Genomic DNA, 2,019 nt, shown 5'->3' with positions numbered 1-2,019 from the left:
CTTTTTACAGTAAACTCGTCTTATAATCTTGCCAAATTCTTCTTTGCCCTGGGTAATATTGGTGTGATGTGTGGCTCCAATTATACCGTGAAGGTTATGCGGTTGCTGGACTCAACCGCGCTTACCGGAGGCGCTTTAATTCAGAGTTTCAGCGGACAGCCTTCCGGAAATAGTATATTAAAAAATGGCTATTACAGGGTAGATGTTTTTGTTCCCGGCACAACGTGTACCATCGGTAGTTTGTCGGGTAACTGGCAGGAAGGCACCTATGAAACTGGTACCATTAGTCAGCCTTATGGCGCCAATGCTGTGTTTTCAAGGAGATCCTATAATGCCGGAGGTGTTCGTGTAAAAACAATCAGGGATTATGATCCGATTACAGGTCAGTTCAGTAAGACAGACTACAGGTACAAAATGTACTCCATTGATTCCACGGTGGGCAGTGGCTTACTCATCTCTCCGGTGAATGTTACGGCAGTGCAAAATGACTTTTCCACTGCTTGTCAGTATGTGAAGGTGTATCCAGGGAGCAGCTATCCACTGGCCCTGGATGGTGGTTCCTATGTCATGTATCCTGAAGTCCGGACAATAGACAGTGCTAACGGATGGACAGACCGGATATACACCTATGCCTATGATATTGTCAACCCGGGATTTCCACTGCCGCCGCCATCAGATTACAGTTATTACCGGGCAAAGCTGGTGGTAGAAAAAGCGTATGACCAGCATGGGATCTTATTAAAGAAAAGCATTAACTCGTGGCTTTGGAATAACCCGCAATCGCAGATAGGTGACCGGGCAAAACCATACTGGTATGTTACTATTGATGCGCCGTCAAACGGCCAGATATCCTACTGGACGGAGTCTGCCCCCAGTCCATCCAACTGCAACGATCAGTTTTCAGATTGCATACCAGACCTCACATCGGCGATCAATTTTTCCACCTGGCAGCCCGTCACGGTATTGAGCCAGTCTTTAGACTCCACCTTCACGGGTGGTACATTAGCAGGCATACAAACTAACTACCAGTACTACCTGCAGCATGATATCTTTTTTCTGAAACAGAAAATAGTAGCTGTTAATAACAGCCAAACCAGGGAACAGACCTATAAATACGCATTTAATAATACCAGTGATTTTGTTTTCAGTCTAAGCAGTGCAGAACAGGTAATGAAAGATACACTGAAGAATAAAAATTACCTGCAGCCCATAGAAGTGGTGGATTCTATGAAAACAAATAATGCCAACCCGGTCTTTGTCAGCGGCGCAAAATATATGTTTGGCTATTATAATACTTCAAAGCTCCATTTGTCAAAGCTCCGCACCTTCTTTGCCGGAGGCGATTCCATCGAGGTTAATTTATCTGCCTATGATACAAGGGGTAATCTTACCGAGCAGTATAAAACTACTGACGTAAAAGAAGCTTACCTCTGGGGGTATAGCGGTAGTTTCCCTGTGGCTAAGGTAACCGGCAGTGATTACACAACAGTATCAGGCCTGGTGAATCCCGCTGTGCTGGATAACCCCTCCTCCGACGCAGCGATGCGGGCGGAGCTGGCAAAAATAAGCAGCGGTCTTGCAGGCACCTCTGCGCAGGTAACCTGCTATACCTATTCGCCCGTTTTTGGTGGTATGACCTCCATGACTACTCCTGAAGGAAAAATAACCTATTACGAATATGACCTTTTTGGAAGATTCCAGCATGTAAAAGACATGAATGGAAATATTATAAAACGATACGTCAATACTTTAACTAATCCCCAATGATATGATGAACAGGATTTTTATATTAATAATGATTTGCTGTTGCGGTGCATATTATTGTAGTGCCCAGCAGGCACTGACCACATTGGATGGGCAGCTGCTTAACCTGGATGCCTATGCCGGTAAAAAGCTGCTGTATATAGTGATGCCACTGGATAAAGATACCGCGATATTGGGTCAGATAACCCGTTTTCAAAATAACTATGCCGGTAAAATACAGGTGATTGCACTGGTGGGAACCGGTAATAACAGCCT

General features: G+C 44.8%; 2 protein-coding genes. Both read left to right on the top strand.

The window, feature by feature from the left end:
* On the top strand, positions 1–1,767 hold a 1,767-nt coding region (locus tag CLV51_RS29325; RefSeq protein ID WP_211302160.1), incomplete at its 5' end, for a hypothetical protein.
* 1 nt (position 1,768) lies between these two features.
* Positions 1,769–2,019: hypothetical protein (locus CLV51_RS28775; RefSeq protein WP_146151407.1), on the top strand; the 251-nt coding region annotated here is incomplete at its 3' end.

This window comes from Chitinophaga niastensis, assembly GCF_003014755.1.
GTDB lineage: Bacteria > Bacteroidota > Bacteroidia > Chitinophagales > Chitinophagaceae > Chitinophaga > Chitinophaga niastensis.
Note: the sequence above shows the minus strand (reverse complement) of the source record. Positions and strands in the feature narration are given on the sequence as shown.